The organism is Ruegeria sp. AH12 (assembly GCF_056541465.1).
Window position 1 is genome coordinate 1 of the sequence record NZ_JBQFYL010000113.1, and the last position, 861, is coordinate 861.

Sequence of the window (861 nt, forward strand, 5' to 3'; positions counted from 1 at the left end):
CTAGGGTCAGGACCCATTGATTTCCGCTTTTCGGCATGATTCATCGTTCGAAAAACGAGTGGTGACATGTCTGACCTTTTCTGGCTGAGCGATGCGCAGATGGCGCGTCTGGAGCCCTATTTCCCCAAGTCCCACGGCAAGCCTCGTGTCGATGACCGGCGTGTGTTGAGTGGGATTATCTTCATCAATCGCAATGGTTTACGGTGGCGGGACGCACCCAAGGAGTACGGGCCGCACAAGACCCTTTATAACCGTTGGAAACGATGGAGTGACAAAGGCATCTTTGCCCAGATGATGGTCGGTCTGGCCGCTGAGCATGTCGAAGAGAAGACGATCATGATCGACGCCACCTATCTGAAAGCCCACCGCACAGCGTCCAGTTTGGGCGTCAAAAAGGGGGGCGCGGTCGCCTGATTGGCAGAACCAAAGGCGGTATGAATACCAAGTTGCACGCCATCTGTGACAGCAAAGGGCGACCTTTGAACCTCTTTGTTACTGCCGGGCATGTGAGTGATTACATCGGGGCAAAGGCCCTTTTGAGCAGTCTGGCCAATGTCGACTGGCTGCTCGGAGATTGAGGTTACGACGCCGATTGGTTCAGAGAAGCCCTGAAAGACAAAGGAATACGCGCATGTATCCCTGGTAGGAAGCAACGCAAGGCCACCGTCAAATATGACAAACGCCGCTACAAACGGCGCAATCGCCCCTCTCGTGACATTGCTTCGCAATGCACTGCCGGGCAGTGATCCAAGATTATGTTCGGCAGGCTCAAGGATTGGCGGCGTGTGGCAACCCGCTATGACAGGTGCCCAAAGGTATTCCTCTCCGCCATCGCTCTCGCCGCCACTGTCATATTCTGGC

At 55.1% G+C, this 861-nt stretch carries 1 pseudogene; it reads left to right on the forward strand.

The features are described from left to right. Positions 1-66 precede the first annotated feature (66 nt). A pseudogene (locus tag ACR0EL_RS21990) lies at positions 67-861 on the forward strand (IS5 family transposase); the annotation flags it as partial.